The sequence below is a fragment of the Flavobacteriales bacterium genome (assembly GCA_021739695.1).
Taxonomy (GTDB): domain Bacteria; phylum Bacteroidota; class Bacteroidia; order UBA10329; family UBA10329; genus UBA10329.
Genome location: JAIPBM010000010.1, coordinates 95903 through 119206, shown reverse-complemented (window position 1 = coordinate 119206; position 23304 = coordinate 95903). Strand labels below are relative to the sequence as shown.

Annotated in this window: 20 protein-coding genes and 1 tRNA gene; 17 read left to right on the top strand and 4 right to left on the bottom strand. The window is 42.4% G+C overall.

Annotated features, from left to right (window positions below; translation table 11 throughout):
- Positions 1-75 precede the first annotated feature (75 nt).
- Entirely contained in the window at positions 76-1527 is a 1452-nt protein-coding gene (locus K9J17_08520) for a hypothetical protein (protein MCF8276763.1), read from the bottom strand.
- A 210-nt stretch (positions 1528-1737) separates the two neighbouring features.
- Here K9J17_08520 and K9J17_08515 point away from each other — a divergent pair, with 210 nt between their 5' ends.
- On the top strand, positions 1738-2172 hold the full coding sequence (locus K9J17_08515; GenBank protein MCF8276762.1) for a hypothetical protein: 435 nt from the start codon (positions 1738-1740) through the stop codon (positions 2170-2172).
- Positions 2173-2314: 142 nt separating this feature from the next.
- On the top strand, positions 2315-3364 hold the full coding sequence (locus K9J17_08510; GenBank protein ID MCF8276761.1) for a hypothetical protein: 1050 nt from the start codon (positions 2315-2317) through the stop codon (positions 3362-3364).
- A 167-nt stretch (positions 3365-3531) separates the two neighbouring features.
- Here the strand turns inward: K9J17_08510 and K9J17_08505 are convergent, their stop codons facing one another.
- The gene (locus K9J17_08505) at positions 3532-3684 is read right to left on the bottom strand and encodes a hypothetical protein (GenBank protein ID MCF8276760.1); all 153 of its coding nucleotides are present in this window, start codon (positions 3682-3684) and stop codon (positions 3532-3534) included.
- Positions 3685-3775: 91 nt separating this feature from the next.
- Here K9J17_08505 and K9J17_08500 point away from each other — a divergent pair, with 91 nt between their 5' ends.
- From K9J17_08500 to K9J17_08460, 9 genes are all read left to right on the top strand, one after another.
- On the top strand, positions 3776-8185 hold the full coding sequence (locus K9J17_08500) for a hypothetical protein (GenBank protein MCF8276759.1): 4410 nt from the start codon (positions 3776-3778) through the stop codon (positions 8183-8185).
- A gap of 84 nt (positions 8186-8269) precedes the next feature.
- Positions 8270-8818 (top strand): hypothetical protein, encoded by a 549-nt coding sequence (locus K9J17_08495; GenBank protein MCF8276758.1) that lies wholly within the window; start codon positions 8270-8272, stop codon positions 8816-8818.
- Positions 8819-8841: 23 nt separating this feature from the next.
- On the top strand, positions 8842-9339 hold the full coding sequence (locus K9J17_08490; protein ID MCF8276757.1) for a hypothetical protein: 498 nt from the start codon (positions 8842-8844) through the stop codon (positions 9337-9339).
- Positions 9339-11384, top strand: a complete 2046-nt coding sequence (locus K9J17_08485) for a hypothetical protein (GenBank protein MCF8276756.1) — start codon at positions 9339-9341, stop codon at positions 11382-11384. The genes K9J17_08490 and K9J17_08485 overlap by 1 nt, the downstream gene beginning before the upstream one ends.
- A gap of 113 nt (positions 11385-11497) precedes the next feature.
- A complete protein-coding gene (locus tag K9J17_08480) occupies positions 11498-12067 on the top strand; it encodes an ankyrin repeat domain-containing protein (protein MCF8276755.1) in 570 nt (189 codons plus the stop codon).
- Between the two features lie 53 nt (positions 12068-12120).
- A complete protein-coding gene (locus K9J17_08475) occupies positions 12121-13557 on the top strand; it encodes a hypothetical protein (GenBank protein MCF8276754.1) in 1437 nt (478 codons plus the stop codon).
- On the top strand, positions 13557-14426 hold the full coding sequence (locus tag K9J17_08470; protein MCF8276753.1) for a hypothetical protein: 870 nt from the start codon (positions 13557-13559) through the stop codon (positions 14424-14426). The genes K9J17_08475 and K9J17_08470 overlap by 1 nt, the downstream gene beginning before the upstream one ends.
- Entirely contained in the window at positions 14423-15034 is a 612-nt protein-coding gene (locus K9J17_08465; GenBank protein ID MCF8276752.1) for a class I SAM-dependent methyltransferase, read from the top strand. Before K9J17_08470 ends, K9J17_08465 begins: the two co-directional genes overlap by 4 nt.
- A gap of 147 nt (positions 15035-15181) precedes the next feature.
- Positions 15182-15532, top strand: coding sequence for a hypothetical protein (locus tag K9J17_08460; GenBank protein ID MCF8276751.1), 351 nt, complete (start codon positions 15182-15184; stop codon positions 15530-15532).
- A gap of 224 nt (positions 15533-15756) precedes the next feature.
- Here K9J17_08460 and K9J17_08455 read toward each other — a convergent pair.
- Positions 15757-15830, bottom strand: a tRNA-Met gene (locus K9J17_08455).
- Between the two features lie 137 nt (positions 15831-15967).
- Between K9J17_08455 and K9J17_08450 the strand changes: the two genes are divergently transcribed.
- From K9J17_08450 to K9J17_08440, 3 genes are read left to right on the top strand one after another with little or no spacing between them, the layout of a single operon-like run.
- Entirely contained in the window at positions 15968-16342 is a 375-nt protein-coding gene (locus tag K9J17_08450) for an SRPBCC domain-containing protein (protein ID MCF8276750.1), read from the top strand.
- 28 nt (positions 16343-16370) lie between these two features.
- Positions 16371-17036, top strand: a complete 666-nt coding sequence (locus K9J17_08445; GenBank protein ID MCF8276749.1) for a phosphatase PAP2 family protein — start codon at positions 16371-16373, stop codon at positions 17034-17036.
- On the top strand, positions 17033-18673 hold the full coding sequence (locus tag K9J17_08440; GenBank protein MCF8276748.1) for a glycosyltransferase family 39 protein: 1641 nt from the start codon (positions 17033-17035) through the stop codon (positions 18671-18673). The genes K9J17_08445 and K9J17_08440 overlap by 4 nt, the downstream gene beginning before the upstream one ends.
- Here K9J17_08440 and K9J17_08435 read toward each other — a convergent pair.
- Positions 18661-19416, bottom strand: a complete 756-nt coding sequence (locus tag K9J17_08435; GenBank protein ID MCF8276747.1) for a glycosyltransferase family 2 protein — start codon at positions 19414-19416, stop codon at positions 18661-18663. The genes K9J17_08440 and K9J17_08435 overlap by 13 nt on opposite strands.
- Before the next feature lie 83 nt (positions 19417-19499).
- Here K9J17_08435 and K9J17_08430 point away from each other — a divergent pair, with 83 nt between their 5' ends.
- The 3 genes from K9J17_08430 to K9J17_08420 are packed head-to-tail and all read left to right on the top strand — an operon-like array spanning position 19500 to position 23289.
- The gene (locus tag K9J17_08430; GenBank protein MCF8276746.1) at positions 19500-20948 is read left to right on the top strand and encodes an LptF/LptG family permease; all 1449 of its coding nucleotides are present in this window, start codon (positions 19500-19502) and stop codon (positions 20946-20948) included.
- Positions 20923-22116, top strand: coding sequence for a glycosyltransferase family 4 protein (locus K9J17_08425; GenBank protein ID MCF8276745.1), 1194 nt, complete (start codon positions 20923-20925; stop codon positions 22114-22116). Before K9J17_08430 ends, K9J17_08425 begins: the two co-directional genes overlap by 26 nt.
- Entirely contained in the window at positions 22117-23289 is a 1173-nt protein-coding gene (locus K9J17_08420; GenBank protein MCF8276744.1) for a glycosyltransferase, read from the top strand.
- The last annotated feature ends 15 nt before the right edge of the window (positions 23290-23304 follow it).

Sequence of the window (23304 nt, the reverse complement as noted above, 5' to 3'; positions counted from 1 at the left end):
CCACTTAAACACTAATTCTAATTTCCGGCTGATTTTGAGCTAATTGTGCCCTGAGCCATAATCCTTTGAAGAAGGTCAGTCCGCCTTGACCGTTCGTTTGGATTCCCAAATTTTTCTAATCGGTACGCCCTGAAAGTTTGATTCGACCCACATGATGACCTCTTCGATACCCAGATGTGTCGGAATATTATTTTGTAATTCCTTAAGATTTTCAAGTTCAAACTGAAGAGTTGACAGGTGCTCTGACTCTGGTTGATTAAGTAGCTTGTCAACCAATCGGAATGTGATTCCTTGCATTTTGTCAACCATTTTATGGCTTCGAAAAAACCTACGGCAAGCCATGTTAAGGCTATGGATATATTCACTGTCCTTGCGGCCAAAACAAGACAGTTTAAGTAAGATTCGTGCTGTGCCTTGAATATCGAACCGCAGCTCAGTTTTGGTATCTGTAATTATCCTTAACGCCCGCTCACTTTCTTCAAACTCTCCAGAAATGAACAGGACACTGGCAAGGTTATACTGTAGGTTAATGATGGTTCCGGGTATGGCATATTTGGCTTTGGTTGGCAATTCCGCTCCAATTCGTTTGGCAAATGCGATAACCTTATCAGTACTTGCTATATTAAGCAGGAAGTATAGCTTACAACTGATCAGGGCAATATATCCAGCCGCGTTCTCTTTCTTATTGAGTATTTTTATGGACATTGCTTCTTTATATACGACATCAAATTTCTGGTCGTTTCCGGCTTTGCAGTAGCCGTTAAGAAGATTCACCAAGGAGTACTGATACAGAAAAGGTCTTCTTTTTCTAAAGTCGGGGTATTGTTTCCATAATGAAACAATTTGGTTCTGGATAGCAACTTGCTTTGTGGCTTCTCCTAGTAGGCTGTGCTTGAAAACATGGCACATATAAAAATTCAACCTTGCTTTAAATGAAAGGGCACTGGTTTCACTTTTTAGCAATGGGTTTTGGAATAGAAGCGATAGCTGATCGGTACATTCACTCGCACTAGATTGCCTTGCAGATAAGTACAAAAAATGAATTTTCTCACTTAGTTCATCGTATTCTGCTTCGTTTGTAAGAATATGAATCACAGCCTTTCTATGTCCACCAACCGCTTCCAATAGAGCTGGACGCTTTAAAAGCGGAATTCTCTTTAGCAATCGGTATTGTTCGTTTAGTACTAGCAATCGCAAATCAGCGTTAAACTGTGGATCAACCTTCGTCAGTAACTTGTCAATTGCTTTTACCGCATTTTCTTCAAAACCTTTGTTATATAAAACTGTGGCTTTGCTAAGAGCATCCATAATATGATTGCGATAAACCACATGGTCATCCGCATCAAGTTCCAATAGGACGTTCAGAACATGTTCCTGTAACCCTCCTTTGTGGTAAGAAAAGTAGGTTCTTAATTCTTCAGAGGAAATTCGATTTCGGATGATTTCAGAATCAACGGTTCGAGCGGATCGAGAGTCTTTGAATAATAATGTTTGGAGTTTAGAGTGCTGTGTTCCGAGGCTGCTCAAGTGACTTATTACTCGTGCCGCTTCACTCTTTGACAAGGAATTAATTAACTCGAATATGAAGTTCGCATAACTCATTGTTTGTGCCTACTTTCTACCACATCAGGTTGAATTTATCTCAGGGCTTAAAATGCTAAAATAATTCAATAAAGTCGAATTGTGTACCACGTGTTAACCATGCAGATTTGAGGCTCAACCCTTAAAAAACATCACATGGAACAATTTGACCCTACTTCATGCTTTAAACTTTCGGATCATTCCTTTGAGTTTGGTAATTCAGGTTTGGTAATTAAAGACGACTCTGGAAAGGTGGTCTATTCTGAATCCTATTTGCAGGGCTTCGCTATCAAGGCCATTGCTGGGGATTTCTGTATCGGAAAGATGAAATCCGAGAAATATTTTACAGTGGTATTAGACAGCAAGAACCCGAAATGGGGACTGAAACTGATTACCGATGGGGGAACTAGGATTCTGGGTTCGGACGAGATAGGATTTCCAAGAATTGACCAAAATGAATGGGAAATTACTAAGTGTCCAATTCTAATTAAACAAGCGAAGGAGGGGGTCGCGATCACTTGCCCATGCAACCAAGATGGCAAACCATGCTCCAATAGTTGTTATTCAGTTTATCAGCTGAAAATTGATTAATCAACTGGCAAGCAATCCAATGAACTAAGAGTATTAACATGATAACTCTCCATGTCTGAAAGACTATATGTTACGCGTTCATGAGTGATATTCCTGAAAAAGTAAAATTTTCATTGGGAAGATTGACGAGGTAATTGCTGCCATGGTCAAAATTGGCGACCGAGAAATTGCGAGTGGTTTGGCATTGTCAATAAATGGTTACTACGAAAATCTGGTAGCTATGCGACAGGATCTGATCTCCAAATCGGAGCTTGTGCCATTCGATGAATTCTTGGGTCACAAGGAAAACTCCGATCTGGTCAAAATCTTCCAGCGGGATAAGAGTCAGGATAAAGTGGTTCAGGCCTCGGAAATCCAAGATGTTTCCAGCAGCCTTTACATTATTCAACAGTTGGAAGTACTGGGTTTTCTTCCAAAGCGATTTACCGTGTTCTCCGAGAAGTCTAAGGAGCTTTCGATGTATGTTGTAAGTCACTACGAGGCTCTAAGCATCTTCTTATCCGCATTACGGCATAATTCAAATACCGTCACAATTAGAACCAACCGAACGCGGCTCTCCAACAACGGTGGTCTAAGGCGAGAACTGCTTAAAAGACTTACCAAATTTGCTGGATCAGTCGGAAGTAATTCTCTTCTCACCAAAGACTCTATCGATTCAATCTTGTCTGATGATAAGTCCTTTTGGGCAGAAGAATGGAATTTCCCTATCAATAACCGAGCTGCGGCACAGCTACTTTCTGGGCATTGGTTAAGTTGCTTTGTAAACACTACGCTCAATAGTCAACTTAAAGCGAGTAGGAAAAACGTTCAGTTTGAATCGCTGACTTTGTTCGAGTTGGAAAGTGCGCTAGAATACAATCTGGGAATGATTGAATTCGATGTGTTGGCCTTGGTTCATGGAACACGACAACGAGTAATTTGTATCGAGTGTAAAAGTGGAAATCTTAAAAGGGTATTAGAAACAGAATTGGACAAGACCAAGAGGCGAAGGGATACACTCTTAGATATTGCTAAGAATCTTGATCAATCAGAGGACCTGCTTGATTTCTACTTTGTTGCACCACCTCCGTTGACCAAGAAGGAAAAAGAATCCTTTCAGAAGGCCAAAAGGGAATTCAACCAATTGGCAATAGAATTCATCAGCCTTACAGAGTTGCGCCCTATGCTCAATAGAAAATACGCCAATCTGTAAGAGGAAAGCGAATAGGGTGTGTAGGTGTAGTCATCCTCCATCTTTATCTTTTCATTTTAGTCAAATCCGTGCATCTGATTAAAACTTAATCCACGATTCTCGGCAATCGAGATGTGTCCTCTTAGGATTTTTCCTTAACCGATCTCAGGCTGCTCATACTCTGAAAACTACTTAATGGCGGCTTCGCAACTGTTTTCTACCGCCCTGTTCATCTCTGATAGCCATGACCTTGGGTAAAACCCTTCGTATTTTCCTTCTTCTAGAAATTCTGCACATGCGGATGCATTTAGGTCAAAAATGGCCCGAAAATCGAATTTCATTTTATGGAAAACTGAAGGTTCTTAGTCGTGCCCTAACTGACACATTCATAGGTCAGGTAAATAGACACTTATCACGTTAATAAACAATGCTATGGCAGAAGTAAGATCAAAAGAAACCGAAGCGGTAACCTTATTCAGGTTCTCAAACATCTATGACCCAACAACTCGAGAACCGGAGCCGGATGATCAAGTATCGACAATCACCAATGGAAACACAGCAGCAAGCGATTTTTTAGATGCAATTGAAGGAGCGGCCAGTATTGGGGAGAGGGATGAGGCATTACAAGGGGTAATCGATACGTTTTCTCCTTTCGCGACTGGTAAAGAGGTCATCGCCATTGATTCAGATTTATACGAATTTGGTAGCTTCATTAAGCTGTTCAACTCAAAAACCACCAGTGAAACATTGGTAGACAGGACAACAGGACTTTCAGAGTTGTCACAGCCTAATCTTGATTTGATTTGGGACAACCTGTATTTTCAAGCGGTTACAACCCGTTCGGCAGTCGTGGCAAATGCCTTGGTGAGAATGTTGAGAGCAAATGCTTTTCTATTAGAATATAATGCCCAAGTGGCTGCTGGTATCCCGTCTGACAAGCAAAAGCAGCGGAATTTTAATCGACTGTATCGTCTGGCTGGAGCGAATGTGGAAATTCCAGGAAAATTGATCTCCAGGGAAATACCAGAACCAACATTGGGCAAAGTTGGGTTGAGTGCTAGGACAAAAGACTTCTTAATTCGTAAGAACAACTCGGATCGGGCTCGGTTCAAAATTAGTCTCATTGAAAAGGCAATTTCTGAAGTTAAATGTGCTGAGGAGGCATACTCTAAAGCGTATCGAGAAACCGCAGAATTACTTGGCTCCAAGGGTAACGGTGGAAAGTATGTATCAACTGCCACCCCAAGAACAGATTCTAGTCAGGGCAAGGTAAATATTGATCTATCCAAGTTGGCAGATAAGTACATTAAGGATGATTCAAAACAACTGATTGAAAGTCTTGTTTGTTTCGATTCTTTAGAGTCGTTTGATCAGGTATTAAAAGCATTAAGAGCCGAGAAGGCGAAGAAATTCGGGGTACTTTCTAAGAATAAGCGAAAGTTGCCGCGGCAAGTTCTATTCAAAGGAGTGGTCCTCACGGAGCCAAATACAATTCAGAATAATACGTTCGTAATGTCATCTGAGAAGATCTCAGGTACTGATGGGAAAGTGCGGTTGATTTTGACACAGCATTTTACGAACCCTGAGAAAGCCTTGGTCTCTGTGAGCTTGAATACATCCCATCCCACATTAGGAGATGCGGAATTCAGTTCGAACGAACCATTTTATAGGTCATCAGACCATGTTTCATTTTTGCTGTTTAAGGATGGATTACAGGTTAATGATGAAGGATTCAGTCTTTCCTTTTCATTCGTTTTAGAAGAAGACCCTGAGCCGAAGTCGATGGATTTTCTGGATTACACCCCAGAAAAACAGCTTTTCGAAAGATTCAGCACCGACTTGGAAATGGTGTTCCTTGGTGATCTGGTAAAGCTTTGCGAAGACAAAAAACTGAACGGTGTAAAACGACTCGGTGTTTTGGAGTACAAAAAGGTGGAACAGCAAACCTGCTGTTACGTGGCTGGCGAAGTTTCTCATATCGAAAACATCATGGCTCGCGAGTATCGTGAGAAGGTAACAAGAAATCTTACCCGTTCGGAGATAGTTCAGGAAGATACTACGGAGAAGGAAGTGGAAAACCTAACAGATACCACCACAACGGATAGGTATGAAATGCAAACTGAGATTTCTCAGATGCAGCAGGAGGAACAATCGCAAGAAACTTCAATCTCGGCCGGAATTGAGACTGAATTCAAGCCTTCAGACATGTTTTCGCTAGGTGTGAGCTTTAGTACAGATTCTTCTTGGACAAGTGGCTCGTCATCGACAAATAATTTCAGTCAGTCAGAGACATTTGCCCAAGAGATTACACAACGGGCACTTGAGCGCATTGTCACTAAAACCACAAGCAAGCGAACTTCTAGAATGTTGCGTGAGTTTGAGGAAACAAATACACATGGTTTTGACAACCGTGCTGGAGAAAAGCATGTTACGGGAATCTACAGATGGGTAGATAAAATCTACGAGAATAAGCTGTATAACTATGGTAAACGGTTGCTCTATGAGTTCATGGTTCCAGAACCATCAAAGAACTTCAAAAGTTGGATGACTGTCAAAAACCCTGACCCGAACACGCCAGAGATAAGAAAACCTCGTGACCTGTCCGAGTTCGATTTTAGAATTGGTGATCCAGATGAAGATACCCCAGGAAACCTGACCGAATTCAGTTGGAATCAGATAACTGAGGACAACTATGCGGATTTAGCTGCAGAATATGGAGCTGATGTTGAACCACCCTTAGTATCAGAAATTGAAGTCGAAGGGGTTTTTTCGGGAAATCCAGGGAGCACTGGAACAACAGACCCCAGAACAGGTGCTGACAGTTTTGAGCTTACAATACCTGATGGATATGCGTGTGTTGCTGCTCGGTATAACTACTCTCACATTTACTACGGATCATCAGCATCAGGAGCTTGGGCCTATGTAACGATAGCGAACAAGGATATTTGGGAAAGTGGCGGCCTTCGTGGCACGAATACTTTGATGAACAACTATACAAATTTAAATGTAGCCATAACTGGAAAATTAGGTGTGACGGTTGTTAATAGAGACATATCATCTTTCTCGATTAATGTTATCGGAAAATGTGAAAGAATTCCTGAATTGTATGAGGCTTGGCAAAGGGAGACATACATTTCCATCCTCAATGCCTACTACAAAAAACTGGATGACTACAACAATGCTGTGGCCGCAGCCAATGTTGTGCCCACAGATACCGAACCTACCGATTTCCGCTACAATCCAGGTATTGGAAGAGCTATTGAGCAACGCGAGCTTAAGCGCTTGTGTATAGAAATGATGCTAGAACCATTCTCAGACATCACTCAATTAGATGCCATGGGGCTCTCCCATTATGACCAAGAAGATTGCAGGTGGAAATTAAACACAGCTAAAAACTGCCTGAACCGTCATGCCACTTACGTTAAGTTTATGGAAGATGCCTTTGACTGGGACATTTTCTCCTATAAATTCCTCCCCTACTATTGGGCAAGTGTATGTGAATGGGAAAGTCTGATCAAACAAAAAAGCAGTTCTGACCCCCTATTTGAGGCATTTCTGCAAAGTGGGATGGCCAAGGTCACGCTTCCGATTAAGGCAGGTTATGAGTTTCAAGTACTGTATTTCATGGAATCTGGTCTCATTTGGAATGTGAACACATTCGAAGTACTTCCTGAAATAGAGAAGGCTTATGAGAGTATAAAAGTGGATCTTGAGATTGGACCGTATATTGTTGGAACAGATCAGCTTTGTCCAGAATCATGCTGGCAATCGCGAGTTCCGACAGCACTTACCATTATTCAAACCAATAGTGCTCCGCTGAATGCCAATGGCCTGCCATGTCATCTATGCGAAGATGGCACTGAAGTTCATTGTGATGGCTGTGACTGCAGTGGTTGTTCATCATTGGAAGGTACTGCGATTGGAACAGGGAATAATGTGCTTGCAGGTTTGGGTGAATCTGGATCCGGAGGAACATCTACCAGTTCTTCCAAGAGCAGCTTCCTATTCCCAAAGCACGGAGATTTATCCTCTAATGATGTCGGTAAACTGGTAATGAACGATGGAGATGGCTTAGCCAAGGTTTCACAGTTGGCAGACCCACTTCCAGAACAACTCGGCAATTACATTATTAAGCTGACGGATTTGGCCGACCTCATCGATGATTCAGCAATAGATATAGAAACTGGGGGAATTCAGGTTTATTTTAACAGGATTGATTGGAGAGGTATGGTAACACCTGCTGACCCACTTGCAGAATTGAACTTGATTAAGGATTACATTGATGCTGATGCCACGCTGAGTGCAAATTTCACAACGTCTATTGTTGATGATGAATTGGTGTTGGAAGAAATAGCCATGCTTTCGTCAGAGGTTAAGTTATCAGATTGGCCAGACTTCAGTCTGGAAGTGGTAGTAACTTCTCAACCAGCATCTCCGGCTGCGCCTGTTGGCTTCCCCCTCGGAAAACTCCTTGGAATAGATGGAGATAACGCCATCATCAGCAGCGAGCTGGTCGAGACATACACTCTTGAAAGTGCTTTCTCAGTATCTCATGAACTGTTCAATAGTGGATATGAGCTGGACATAACCTCCGGAGCAGATCTTACGCAGCTCACGAATCATGTGATGATTCCAGCCGCTGATGGGAAGGTAAAACCTGCCGAGTTAGCCTATGAGGATATGATTGATTCGCATTTCATCAATACATACCGAAACCAGTTTGTGGGTGTTGCCATTAACACTTCAGGGATGGAAGTTACTGTAATGCGAATGTCTTACCTCTCGTTCTTGACACATGGAGTGAGAAGAATGAGGAAAGAAGGTTTACTGGGCAACGATTAAAAAATGGATGTATAAAAGCTCTTGATGTGTAGCACCAAAATATTAATACGAACTTTAAAAAAGTTAACCTAAATCAATTTAATCATGAAAAATAACATTTTGCTAATTGGGCTCTTCGCAGTCGGAGGTCTCTTTCTGAACGGATGCAATCAGGACAGCGATGATGACGACAACGATGACACCCCAAATGGCTTCACATATGACGGCACATTCTATGACGCAGAGCTATTTGGGGTTTACATGTTCCAGCAAAGCGATTACGACCTTAGGATTGAACTGTCCACAGGAACAGGTTGGAATGGTACCGACCAACAGGTGACCGGAGGGCTTTTCACCATGCTAAGACTGAATGCTGTGACCTATCAGGACGGAAATACACCAGGTGCCGGAACTTATACATTTAGCCAGTCCGCAACCACTCCTGGTACAATCTGGGGCGACACAGAAAGTTTTTGGATAAATTTTGACTACTCCACTTTGACTTCTGACCCGTCACCGCACGTGGTTGGTGGCAGCTTGGAAATTAGCATTGACGGCAGCGAATACACATTGGATTACACGCTTTCCATGTCAGATGGCAAAACTATCACTGGTCATTACAAAGGCGAACGCGATTACCTATACATGAGCTGAAAACTCAGCGTAAAACCGTTCAAATGACCCAAGAGGAATTTGACATATTGATTGAGGCCAACGCACCGCACCCGGTTCTGCGTAAGGATTGGCGTATGTATTATCCACATCAGTTTGCAGACACCTTTTTACCAAAGGCTAAGTTGATAAAAGGTAAAACAGCTCTTTGGGTGTATGATGGAGCGAATTTGTTCCCCACGGTCGAGGCGGTTAAGGCGGCCTCTCTGTCGCTGGATAGTTCTGGCAAACTGACTACGCTAATTGTGTTCACCTATCCTAAAGGAGTATTGGCAGAGACTATGAAGAACACAGTAAGGGCTTCTGAAGATGAAATATTGGTTTTTATGGAATTAATGCAAGACGAGGCAGTGGAAATAACGTATCGTTTTGGAAGTGTGTTTAAAAAGTGGTTGAGAGAGCAGAAACTAAACGCGAATGCATTGGAGGCGAAGACCTACAAGTCACCCATTGATGGTGTACAGAAGTATTTTGTAAGTGATATCAAGAAGCAAGCGGCATAATGAAAGTTACCCATGAAAATATGATGGGGTTTGTGCTTAATTCAATTGGGTTGAATGCTAGCAGCATCAAAAGCAGGCGCGCTTGGAAACCTTTGTTTTCGGCTGCACTTCCACCATTTGGAGCAGGGAATGTCGATAAGAAGGAGTATCCGAATTCCGTGGCGCATGGTGATATTGAAGCAATCGCTCTAACGAAGGTGTTTTCCGAGGATGAGATATTTATGATTTACTATGGGAATTGGTTGAGAGATTATTCACAGGTACTTGTCCCACTCATGGTAGGGTTTGGAAAAGTAGATAGAGACTTTTTACTTGGTAAGTACAGGTTATTAAAAGATAATCGCGCTGCTCTTGAAGTGATGAATCTAATCCCACTAATGCATCAAAAGCTAAGCGTTAGTACCTGGGTCAAAGTTTTAGAGCTCTTGGCGGCCAAGGAATTTGTTTACAATCGAAAACGCCAAAAGGGGCAGCGACTTAAACCGGCTTACAATTCTTACCATGATGAGTTTGTTGCTACTTACGGCAGGCTGAGTTTGGACATGCTAGGGATTTATAGACCCGAAGAACACATAGACAACCCTGATAATCTAATTGACCATACGCCATTTTCAGACACAAGCTTGAAGGAGCCAATCGGGTTCAATTATCTGAATTCAAAAGGCGAGCCTAAGTATATAAAGCTGTACGCAGGGGATGATCCAAAATCACGTCAGGTAAATCTCAATAAGAGTTTCCAGATAAAGCCCTTTGTCAAGGGCTACGATGATCCCGCGAATACCGACCAGTATCAACCGAGTGCCAAGCTTCGTGACCCTAGACCAAGTTCTTTTACATATTTTCAAGATCAAATCTTCTTAGCTGCTAATGCACAGAATAAGCGAGATAGATTAAGGTATTTTGGTGCTGCCCTTCACGTTCTTGAGGATTACTTTGCGCATAGCAATTTCGTAGAAATAGCATTAATCAAAGTAGATTCTCAGGTAAGCCCATCTGGCATTAATGAAGACGATAATTTGAATCGGGAAGGCAAAAAAATTAGAGGTACAATTAATGTGTTCCCGTGGGTTAAAGGACTACCAGATGAGGTTATGAATATGGTTGATGGAAAGGAGAAGGCGAAACGAATTCCTTTGGTAACAGGTTCATTTGGTTCTTGGGACACGATAGCGAGTATTGCGCCAAAACTAGAGGAGGAGCTTTTTCCAACTACCAAAACTCCATATACAGCTATGAAAGTTCGTCAGAGAACCTTTGGCGAACGTTTTGCAGAGATTGTGCTTGAGGACTTGGCAAGGAAGGAACTGGAATATAAGAAGGAGAAAGGACTTGAAGATTCAGGAGTTGTTGGTAGAATTTGGGATATAATTTCCCCAGATGAGGGTGACGATCGGCCACTGTCGGCCAGAATTGCTGATGTACCGTTTGAACCTGGCAAGGCCAAAGACATGCTGATGCAGTATCTGAATCTGAGAGATGACGTTATAGAATCAGCAGAGGATGGTGAAGTAGACGATGAATTAGAAAAGACTTTCGAGGTGATGCACAATACGGGAGAGAATGTGGCCATACCATTTAATGGTTTAATCATGATGATTGCCAAGCCCGTTTCTCCTGAAGCAATCAAAGAAATTCAGGGGGTGGTAGATTTCGGTACAGATCCAACGCATACTCAAGTTGCGAAGGATGAACCGGATCACAGACTTAATCCGCTGGCAGGCTTGCTGGCAATTGAAGCGGTAAGAGAAGTTGGCATTGTGATGAAATCTATTTGGGAGACGAAGCAGTTTAACGCTGAAGAACTGTGCACTCTTGCTGAAACAAAGTATTTTGCACACCCATCCGAGGTTGATTGGATGGATAGCATGGTTGCTGAATGGGCAAAGGCGAATCCCGATGCCATCGCAAATTCTGAAACAGCAACAAGAACTGAGCACTATTACAACAGAACAATTGAGTTGTACGAAGATTTGAATAAGTATTTTAACAAGAGTTGGAAGGGCATCTCAGATTGGTGGGACGATGTGAAAATATTCGGGCAATGATACTTCGTGGTAAATTCATTCTAATCCTAGTGGCCTGCTTAATTTGCCTGAGCGGTTGTGAGCTTGTTTTAAACACTGTTTGCTGTAGTTGTAGTAGAGAGGACAAAAAAACGATGTTGCAAATCGAATCCGGGAGTATTGAAGTGCTTAAAAGCCACCTTGAAAATGGCGGTGACCCCGGTTGGAAATGCTATGATACGAGGGTAGGTAAGAGTCTTGGATTTTGGCTGGAACTCCATAACATGGTATCCTCGTCAAGGTCCTATGAAATGATAGTATACTATTTGAAATACGATATTCCCCAAACCACTAAGAATGACATGTTGGAGAGTTTCGTGGCAACTGGGGACAGCGAACTGATTGAATTAATGGTTAATCATGGATGTCATGTTTCGATTGAAGCACGTGAATGCTTGGATAGATTTGTTAGTGACACTTTTAAACGCTATACCCAACTTGTTAAAGCAGGGTATGACTTTAACTGGCAAGACGATGATGGCAATACTTTGCTGATGCTTCATTCCAAATGCAAGTCGCAAGAAACGTCAGTTGAACTTGTATCCATTCTACAATTTCTAATCACTCATGGAGCACGAACCGATATTAAAAATCATGACGGTAAAACGGCTTTTGATTTAGCTGCTAATCCGAAAGTGAAAGATTTTTTAGCGCAATATGAATAGTTCGGAAGGCACAAAATAATTGAACTCAACGATAATCACAGAACAAAGTAGCCATGATAACAGACGAAACACTATACGAAGAAGGCCAATTGGTGGCTAAGGATATTACCATTAAGTCTTATTTCCCATTAGAGAAGGGTCAGATCGTAATAGACCTAGATGTTTATTATGACGGGCTATGCTGTTTTGAGGTAGTGGCCGTTGAATCTCGCATGTCGATGAAAACCGAAGGAGTCTTCATCACATACGACAAACGGAGAATCATCTACAAAACATTTGATTCAGAAAAAGCTTGGACCGATGAGTTTGAGCTTTGGTCTAACGAGGGGGCTACAGATACCGTTCGATACGTCATTCGAGATGTGAACACAGGCCAAACATCAACTGGCAACATCTTTATTGAACGGATTGAGCACGGAGCGTTCAAAGCTCAGGATGTTTGTGTGTCTATTCCTGTAGATAACTTTAATATGGATGGATGGTTCGGATTTCCACCGTTGCAAATGGATCTTGCTTGGGTTAATAAGCAAGCCTCAGTGCGAATCATTGAGGTTGGTGATTACAATGAGAAAATTTTCAAAAGTGTAGCCATCAACATTGATAAGCAATCAGAATTGGTTGTGGAATTTGCTACAGGATGCACCAATTTTAATGTCGGTAGAACAACAGAAATTGAATACGCCATCGAAGCTGAGGTAGATGGTGAAAAAAGTGTTTCAAAGGCAAAGGTCGTTTTCGACTTCTTTACTAAATCCTTTCATGCAGAATTCATTGAACTTAGTGTTAACAATCCGACACCACCAGATCAGTATATAAACGTGTTGGATTACAATCAGACGTTCGCCAACATTGGGCTATTGGACGTTGATACCAATACTCCTTCCGAAAGAGGATCTGTTTTTATTGATCATCCAATGAATACTGTCAGGTATCAATTCAATCTGGAGTCAGGCTATTGGGATAATCCAAAAGCCGCGGACATGATTCAGTATAAGCTCATCAACCACAACTCTGGGCAAGAGGCGTGCAGCTACATTATTCTTGAGAAGAAAGAGGCAGGTTCTGGATCAGGAAGTGGAGTAGCACCTTCGACTACATATTTGGTTGAATCAAGCCCAGTAAACACACTTTCTCTTTCGAACATCATGATAGGAGCCCCAGGTAATTGGGATGCCGATTTCTACACCCTATTTGGTATTAACTTGGAAGGAGTTGTTGGGGAAAACCAATTGTCAGGAGGAAGGGTTCATATTGAACTTCTTGATATAGGTGCACCTGGAATGTTGGATATTGGTGTGTTGACACTTGCTACTAGTGTTCCTTCTGATACCTCTACACCTGGAAATACGATACTCAATGCCGTAGCGCAAGTTGTTTCTATGCGTTTATTTTTCCAGACCGCCTCAAGCGTTGGCACACTCTGGCCAATTGAGTTATTAGCATCCAATCCGTTGTCGCCCTCTGAAAGATCTGAGATAACTGTATTGTAGTGATTATCAAGGTTCGTAATAGCGGCCTCGGTATTGGAGACCAAATTACTGGGTTATATGCCTGTCAAGCTCTGAAGGAACAGAACAGGTCTGCAGCGGTGGAGTATTACTGCCGACATCCAGAGTGGGCGGTTGATGTGAAGGATTTTTCCTGTTTGCCATATAAAGAATACATTCAAAGTCCACCCGCTGAAATCGACCTATACTTTGATTCGGCCACTGCCGAGTATAAGTCGATTAAAAAGTGTAGAAAGCATATTTACACCGACAGGTTGGGTATTCCTGGGCTAGTTCCTGTTGCTCCAAATTTGACTCGATATTATGAAGGAAGTACGAATAGGTCGGTTCTTTTGTTCCCGTTTGCGGCATGGCCATACAGAGAATGGCCAATTGAAAAATGGCTTGAACTTGAAAAGAGGCTGCTCGTAGCTAACTATGATGTAATGGTGTTGGGAGTTGCCAGTAAGACAGACCTATTAACGCGGTTCAGGTCTATGCGGAAAACGGGATTGCCAGCAGAAGACATTATAGCATTGATGTTGGAGGCTTCTTGCATTGTTGCTAATGACAGCGGCATGGCTCATTTGGGTGGTATGTATAAAGCTCCAGTGGTAGCTATTACTTCGGTTGAGTTTTCACGAGATCATCTTTTTTCAATGACCAATGTTAAAACCGCCTCTGTTCCTCTCAATCGTTTGGTACCGTCTCCATTTTTCAGGAGGCAAACTTCTCTTAATGATCAGCAAGGTATGTTGAACAAGGTGAGTGTTGAGCAAGTTTTTGGTCTTATATGTTCGAGTATCAATACAACGAATAAGCACCAAAGGGAAAAACACGATTATCTTCAAATTTCGAAAACCACTTCATGAAAGGACCGCAAAGCACACCTCCTTACGGACGGAAAAATTCCATTGACCTTTCCTTATCAGTCCTATTGGCGCAATCAGGCAAATCATCGCATCTCACCATAGTGGAAGTAGGAACGATCAGAGGTATGGACGAGGCTCACTCCAATGGATGGAGTACGCTGGCCTTTGCAGCCTTCTGCAAGCATGTTCAGGCTCAAGGTAGGTGCAATGCTACATTTTACAGTATTGATGTATCTGAAAATGCCTGTTCGATATCACGTTCAGTTCTGGATAGTTACGGGCTATCGTCAAGCGCTAATGTCGTGTGTGAAAACGCGCATACGTGGATACTTAGAATGAATGCTTCCCAAATAGATTTCCTTTATGTCGATGGGTGGGATTATCATCTGGGTAATGAACGAGAAAGTGAGGTGGAAACATTGAAATTCGTGAAGGCAGCTTTGCCCAAACTCAGTGATGGAGCTCTTATACTATTCGATGATAACTTTGACGGTCAATTCACTGGAAAGGGTAAGCTGGCTATTCCTTACCTGCTTTCTGAGGGGTGGATTCAAGTTGCAGCAACGGACCATCAGGTGCTACTTGTTCGAAATTGGATCTATTCTTAACCAGGATCTCTGTCAAAAAAGAAAACCTTACACATTTCTAAACTCAGCATCAGCCATCTAACAATTACTATGTTACGCAAATCTCATTTCGTCTTAATCCTCTTGTTATTGCCTTTCGCCAATCTTGTTTGTGGACAAAACGTTAAAATGAAGAAAGGTAAAATTCTCATTGACAAAGTGAATGTTCTCGACTTTGACTTTCAGGTGATGTTCGCGGAAACACATGTTTACAGGACAAACACCAAAGAAGAAGTGTTGTTCCTCAAATTCAATAATAATGGAACGAAAGAATTCAAAGGAGACGACTATGTGAAAATCTACTTCAATCAATTTGATGTGTTAGTAGTGTCCAAGGAGCTTTTCTTTGGATTTAAAGGTGAAATGCTTCTAAAAAAACTCCTATTGGATGGGGTTATGAATTCCACGGGAACGATAGATCAGGAGGAGATGTTGGTTTTCTCAAGAAAATACCATCAGGAACTCTTACGACTTGATTAAGTGGAAATTAGAAACATTGCCTGTGATGGATATGTTGCTCGCTATGAGAAACAATTCACCATTGTTGATAATGGCATGAACGTAGCCAAAGGCTGGAGTGACCATGCTTTGGATAGTATACTCAACAAGAATTTAATTGCATTCCAAATAGCTTGAGAAGGTAGTTGTTGTACCTATGTTGTACCTTAAAATAACAAAGGCCCGGAAAACCGAGCCTTTGTGCGTAGCGAGAGGGGGAATTGAACCCCCGACCTCAGGGTTATGAATCCTGCGCTCTAACCGACTGAGCTACCTCGCCATTTTTTGCGGCTGCAAATATAGTATCTCATTACGCTCTCGCAAACGTCAAAATTTGTAAGTTTTAAGTACGTGAACTAAAATTTTCTAACTTGCCGTTCTTGGTTAAATCGCCAAGTCGTAACAATTTGATTATCAATGAAAAAGATTGAAGCTGAATACACGGTCAACTCTTCGCCCGGTGTATTATACAGTAGATTGAGCACTGCAAGTGGACTAGCTGAATGGTTTGCTGATGACGTAACAATCGACAAAGACGGATTATATCACTTCAACTGGGATGGCGAACAAGAAGTTGCCAAACTCCTAAGCAAGAAGAACTTAGAGTATGTAAAGTTCCATTGGACACACATGGAAGAAGGAACTTTTCTAGAATTCAGACTAAAAACCGATCCGCTTACCAAAGATCTGGCTTTGATCGTCACATTTTTTGCCGAAGAAGGCGATGAAGATGCCGCCCGAATGCTTTGGGACAATCAGATAGAAGAATTACTTCATATTTTGGGTAGCTGAAAGCGTTCACCGTTTACCTTTGGTTTTCATGAAATTGATGAAATCCGTTAAGGAAACCCAATCCATTGCCCTCCCATTTTTGGTAGGGCTTTCTATTTATAGCGTTTTTGGCGTTGCCGTTTTTCTGTTTTATGGAAAAGAAGGATCTCATCAATTCCTAAACTCCCATCATAGACCATATCTAGATCTGATATTCAAGTATCTGACCCACGTTGGTCACGGACTTGTACCCGTGATCGTATTCCATCTTTTACTTCTCGTACGCTACTCTTGGGCTATTGGCCTAGGAGTTTCCAGTTTAGTGATGGGAATTGTGGTGCAAACCTTAAAGCGTTCCGTTTTTGCTGGTGATCATCGGCCAGCCATGTTTTTTCCAGAAGGAGGTTTACCTGATATTGATGGAGTTGTTCTCATGCATAACTACAGTTTTCCTTCTGGCCACAGTGCCACAGCGTTCTGTTTGTGCTTGATGTTTGCCTTTTTTGTAAAGCAAAAATGGGCCACATACTTTTTTCTAGTGCTGGCTTTGCTGGTAGCATTTTCAAGAGTTTACATTTCTCAGCATTTTATCCAAGACACGGTTGTTGGTTCTTGGATCGGTTTCTTCTTGGCTTATCTCGGCTACATTTTCATTGTTCGCTACGCGGAAGAAAATCCTTCATCCAAACTGAACAAGCGACTTTGGCCGTCATGAATTGGAATAAGACTTCCATTTCGTTTGCGGTTTTCCTGGCCTCAATTCTACTTTTCGTTCCCTTTTTAAATGGCTCGCACCTTTTCGATTGGGACGAAGTAAATTTTGCTGAAGCCGCGCGCGAAATGCTCGTTACTGGAGAATACAGTTACGTTCAGATCAACTTCAAACCATTTTGGGAAAAGCCACCATTTTTCATCTGGTTGCAAGCCATAAGCATGTCCGTTTTCGGGATAAATGAATTTGCTGCAAGGTTGCCTAACGCCATTTGCGGAGCATTGACGCTTACTGCACTATTCAACATTGGTTATTCACTTGTCTCAAAGAAATTCGGTCTGTTTTGGGTGCTGATCTACGCGGGTTCCATTCTGCCACAATTCTATTTCCGTTCAGGAATCATCGATCCGTGGTTCAATCTGTTCATTTTTTTAGGCATTCACCAACTGATCTTAGCTACGCGATCGGAACTGATTGAAAGGAAAAGACTCGTCATTTCTGCATTACTTGTCGGTTTGGCTGTGATGACCAAAGGACCAACAGCAGTTGGATTGGTTGGAATTTGTGCAGCCGTCTATTTTGCTGTTTCATTCAAGCAACACAGATGGAAGTTGATTGATGGATTCATCTATCTCCTCATCGTGATGTCCATTGGTTTTTCGTGGTTCCTGATCGAAATCGCTCGAGGTCATGGCTACGTCATTCAGGAGTTCATCGATTATCATATTCGCTTGTTTTCTAAGAGCGAAGCTGGCCATGGTCAACCGTTTTTCTACCATCCTTTGGTGCTGCTCATCGGCTGCTTTCCAATGTCGTTTTTCTTCATTTTCAGTTGGAGCAAAAAGTCAAACGCACCAACAGAAGTTCTGCATTACAAAAAGTGGATGACCATCCTGTTTTGGGTCGTTCTGGTCGTGTTTTCAATCGTAAAAACCAAAATCATTCATTATTCATCGCTTACCTATTTCCCAATGTCGTTTCTGGCAACATGGTTCATTTATGAGTCGATAGAAAGCAAGATGAAATTCAGAGTCTGGCAGCAGATCGCACTCTTGTTTTTTGTGGCAATTCTAGGAACAGCTTTCATCCTTTCTGGAATCCTTGATCAAGTAAAAGTGTATCTTCTTCCGTTGCTTGAAGATGACAGCCTTGCCTATGGCAATTTCAGTCAATTGGTTCCTGACGGATTTCTCGACCCACTGATCGGGTTGTTTTTTCTGATAACAGCTGGCATTTCTGTCATTTTCATCAATAGAAATGGAAAAATGATTGCTGCGTTATTTGGTTCAACGCTCATAACGGTTACTCTGCTTTCTGTGGTCATCGCACCTAAAATTGACCATTACACTCAAACGTCTTTGTTCGATTTCTACGAACAAAATGCGGAGGCGGCATATCTACAGCCATTGGGATTTCATTCTTACGCACACCTATTTTATGGTAAACGAACTCCAATTCCTGTTAATACAGATGATGAGGTAAAGTGGTTGATCTTTGAAAAAGTAGATAAACCCGTGTATTTCGTGTGCCGAAGTCAAGATCTTCAAACTACGCAAGGCTACTTTCCACACTTAGTGGAAATGGATAGAAAAGGCGGATACGTGATTCTTAAACGAACAGACGAGAATTATCCGTTCTGAGGACTTTGGTAAATTCTGAATTTGGCAATGCCCCACATGTGCAAGCGATGCATCAAGGAGGTTTTGAGCACACCTAAACCGTAAGTTACGCTTCTACTGAAATTGATGGAAGACGCTTCTTCGAAATATTTGGTCGGGCAGGTTACTTCCCCAATCTGAAAACCTTTCATGAAAATCTGACTTGCCATCTGATTATCAAATACAAAATCGTCAGAATTTGCTTCTATATCAATTGCTGTGATCACCTCTTTGGAGAAAGCTCGATAACCAGTGTGGTATTCCGATAGTTTCTGGTCGATAAGGATATTTTGCGTGAGCGTCAGAAAGCGATTAGCGATGTACTTGTAAGTTGGCATTCCTCCTATAAGCGCTCCTTTTCCTAGAATTCGAGAACCGAAAACCACCGGATAAACATCGTTGGCAATCATATAACTCATAGAATGAATGAGTTTGGGCGTGTACTGATAATCTGGATGCAACATGATAATGATATCGGCCCCGATCTCTAACGCTTTGGCATAACACGATTTCTGATTTCCGCCATATCCGCGATTTTTTTCGTGCTTCACTATATGTTTGATTCCCAACTTCTTCCCTACGTCAACCGTATTGTCCGGACTCGCATCATCCACTAAAACTACATCATCAACAATATCAAATGGTATCTCATTGAAGGTGGTTTCCAGCGTTTGTGCCGCATTGTAAGCGGGCAATACTACAACTACTTTTTTGCCGTTTATCATCGAGCGGCAAATGTAACCGATCAGGACATTATTGACATCACCCTGATTCACCGTGTATATTTGGCGTTTAAAGCGAATCGAAGTTGAAGAAACTGCACAAATTGGTCTTGGGGTCTTACATGGGGCCGTTCGTCATGACCTTTTTCATTTCGCTGTTCGTTCTTCTCATGCAATTCCTTTGGAAATACATTGACGACCTGGTAGGAAAAGGTCTTGAATGGATTGTGATTGCGGAGTTGATGTTCTACGCTTCGGCCAGTTTGGTTTCCTTAGCGCTTCCTTTGTCTGTGCTCATTTCGTCCATCATGACGATGGGCTCTTTGGGCGAGCATTACGAATTGGTCTCTCTTCGTTCTGCTGGAATTTCCATTGGACGAGTGATGTATCCGCTCATCGTATTCTCCATTTTCATCAGTGGCTTGGCTTTCTATTTCTCAAATAATCTTTTGCCCATTGCCAACCTCAAAATGGGCACGCTGCTGTACGATATCAGGCACAAAAAGCCGACAATGGATCTTCGTCCTGGCATTTTCTACAAGGGAATTGACAACTACTCGATCCGCGTTGGTTCAAAAGGGAAAAATGAAAAGTCACTTTACGATGTACTGATCTACGATCATACCGAGAACAAGGGCAACAATAAGGTGATTTTGGCCGATTCTGGCCGAATGGAATTTGAGGGCGACAGATACCTATTGCTCACTCTTTTCAGCGGTAAAAGCTACGAACAACAGGATAACCGTAGCCGAAATGAAATCACTTATCCGCACATGCGGAACGAGTTTCAGAAAGAAGTAATTCGTTTTGACATGTCCGAATTTTCGATGCGAAGGAGCAACGAGGAGATTTTCAAGGATAATTACAAGATGCAGAGTCTTGGTCAGCTAACCGAGAACATCGACACACTTAAGCAGAACCTTGTGGAACGCAAGGTTAATTTTTACACCAATATCAAACGGAACTTCAAATACATTCAAACGGACAGCGTTGCGGTAAGCTCGAAAGTGAAACCTTATAATTCCGCGCTTTCCATGTTCAATCAAGCACAACATGTACGAATTGTGGAAGCTGCTTTGAACATGGCCCGAAGCACGCGCTCATATGCTCATTCCGCCAAGGAAGACATTGAGGCAAGAACTACGCGTGTCAATCGCTATTGGATAGAAGTCCATCGCAAATTCACGCTTTCCATCGCGTGCCTCATTCTATTCTTCATTGGTGCTCCACTTGGAGCCATTATCCGAAAAGGCGGCCTGGGGCTTCCAACCGTCTTCGCCATTGTCTTCTTCCTTATTTATTACCTGCTTTCGATAACGGGCGAAAAATTCGCGAAAGAAGGAATGTGGACTGTTTTTGAAGGCATGTGGCTTTCTTCATTCGTGTTGCTTCCTGTTGGATTATTCCTGACCTACAAGGCAACCACCGATTCCAAAATATTTGAATGGGAATCGTACATCAAACCATTCAAGACGGCATTTGCTGCACTTTCCAGAAAAATCAATCCTAGTGAGAATACTTCAGGTCTGTCTTAAGCCGCCTTACCCAAAGGTGGATGGAGGCTGCATGGCAATGGCGGCCATGACGGAAAGCATGCTGATGGCAGGTCATTCGGTGAAAGTGATCTGCATGAGTACACACAAACATCCGTTTGATGCTTCAAAAGTTCCTTCAGAAATACTTGCGAAGACCAAGATGGAAGCCATTCCGATGGATACGCGACTGAAACCACTGAAGGCATTCCTAAATATTTTCAACTCGAAATCGTATAACGTAGAACGCTTTTTCAGCGAGACTTTCGAAGCCAAATTAACAGGCATTCTAAAAGAAACCGAGTTCGATGTCATTCACTTGGAAAGCATTTTCTGCACGCCTTATGTGGAAACGATCAGAAAGCACTCCAAAGCCAAAGTGGTGGTTCGAGCTCATAATATCGAGTTCAGAATTTGGGAGCAGCTTGCCAAAAATGAAGTCATCGGCATCAAAAAGCGGTATTTGAATCTGCTTGCAACTCGGCTCAAGAACTATGAGATCGCTGTGCTGAAGTTGGTCGATGGTATCATTTCCATCACAGAAGAAGACAAGCAAGCATTTGAAGAGATCGGTGTGAGTTGTCCAATTGAAGTGATCCCTATCGGATTCAATGTAGATGCCATCAGACCAGATACCTTGAGCAAACATCCGCTGTCTCTGTACCATGTAGGCGCCATGGATTGGCAACCGAATATTGAGGGAATCAACTGGTTTTTGGATGATGTTTGGCCCGTAATTGAGGCTGAATTTCCTGATATTGAATGCCATTTGGCAGGACGTAAAATGCCACAGCATCTGCTCAAACTATCAAAGGGAAAGCTGAAGATCGATGGACAGATCGATTCGGTTCAGGAATTTGTGAAGCGCAAGAACATCGCTATTGTTCCACTGCTTTCGGGAAGCGGAATGCGTATCAAGATCGTGGAAGCATTGGCAATGGGAAAAGTGATTCTATCGACCAGCGCGGGTGCCGAGGGCATTCCATACACCGATGGCGAAAACCTACTGATTGCGAACACTCCTGAAGAGTTTGTATTGAAACTGAGGTTTCTCAGCGAAAATCCGAATCAGATCGTGCAGATCGGAAAAAATGCCAGAAAGCTTGCCTCCTCCGTCTTTGACCAAAAGAAGCTCAGTTCAAAATTGACCTATTTTTACGCAAATCTCTGATTGACCGATTTGCGCCTTTTTGTTCTTCTTTCGCGCTTTCCATATCCGCTTGAAAAAGGCGATAAGTTGCGCGCGTTCCATCAGTTGCGCATACTTTCCAAGCACCATCAGATTTTTCTTTGCGCTCTGCATGAAGAAGACCTTGAGCCCAGTTGGATCGCTGAAGTGCAACAGTATTGCACCGAAATGGAAACCATCCGCATTTCCAAGTTCAATCAGCTGTTAAATCTCGGTCTTTCCGTATTCGGTTCCGAACCATTTCAAGTAGCGTATTTCTATCAATCTGGTGCTCAAAAACGTGTTCAAGATTGTATTGACCGTTGGAAACCTGAAGCCATTTACTGCCAATTACTACGCACCGCCAAGTATGTGGAAAATCAGAATGAAATTCGAAAGGTGATTGATTTTCAAGATGCATTTTCGAAAGGAATTGAACGGAGATTGGAAACCGATCCGTGGTATTGGAAGCCGATTTTAAGTTCAGAGTTGAGACGATTGAATCGATATGAACAAGCGGTTTTCAAGAAATTCGACCATTGCACCATCATTTCCGAACAGGACAGAGATCAACTTCCGTTTCAGCAGCGGAATGACGTGACCATTGTGAGAAACGGGGTTGCATTAGAAGATTTTTCGCCTAGCTCGGAAGCAAAAACGGTTGACGTACTTTTTGCTGGAAATATGGGTTATCCGCCAAATGTAGAAGGTGCTGTTTTTCTTGAAAAGGAAGTCATGCCGCTTGTGCGGAAGGAAATTCCGAATGCCAAATTGATGTTGGCAGGCGCTCGTCCCGATCAAAAGGTTAAAGAACTTGCTTCTGATTTTTCTGAGGTAACAGGTTGGGTAGATGATATCCGCGATTGCTATGCGAAAGCGAAGGTTTTTGTAGCGCCTATGATGATCGGAACTGGCCTTCAGAATAAATTACTCGAAGCTATGGCCATGCGTATTCCGTGCGTGACATCGACATTGGCAAACAATGCTTTACAGGCAAAACCCGATTCAGAAATCTTGATTGCGCGTTCGGCCGAAGAATACGCTGCGCACATCATTCATCTACTCAATCATTCAGAAAAAGCGAATAAAATTGCTGAGAAAGGACATCAGTTAGTAAGAACTCATTTCAGCTGGGAAGGAGCTACCAAGCCACTTTTAGACGTTCTGAAATCTTAGGTTTCGTCACGAAAA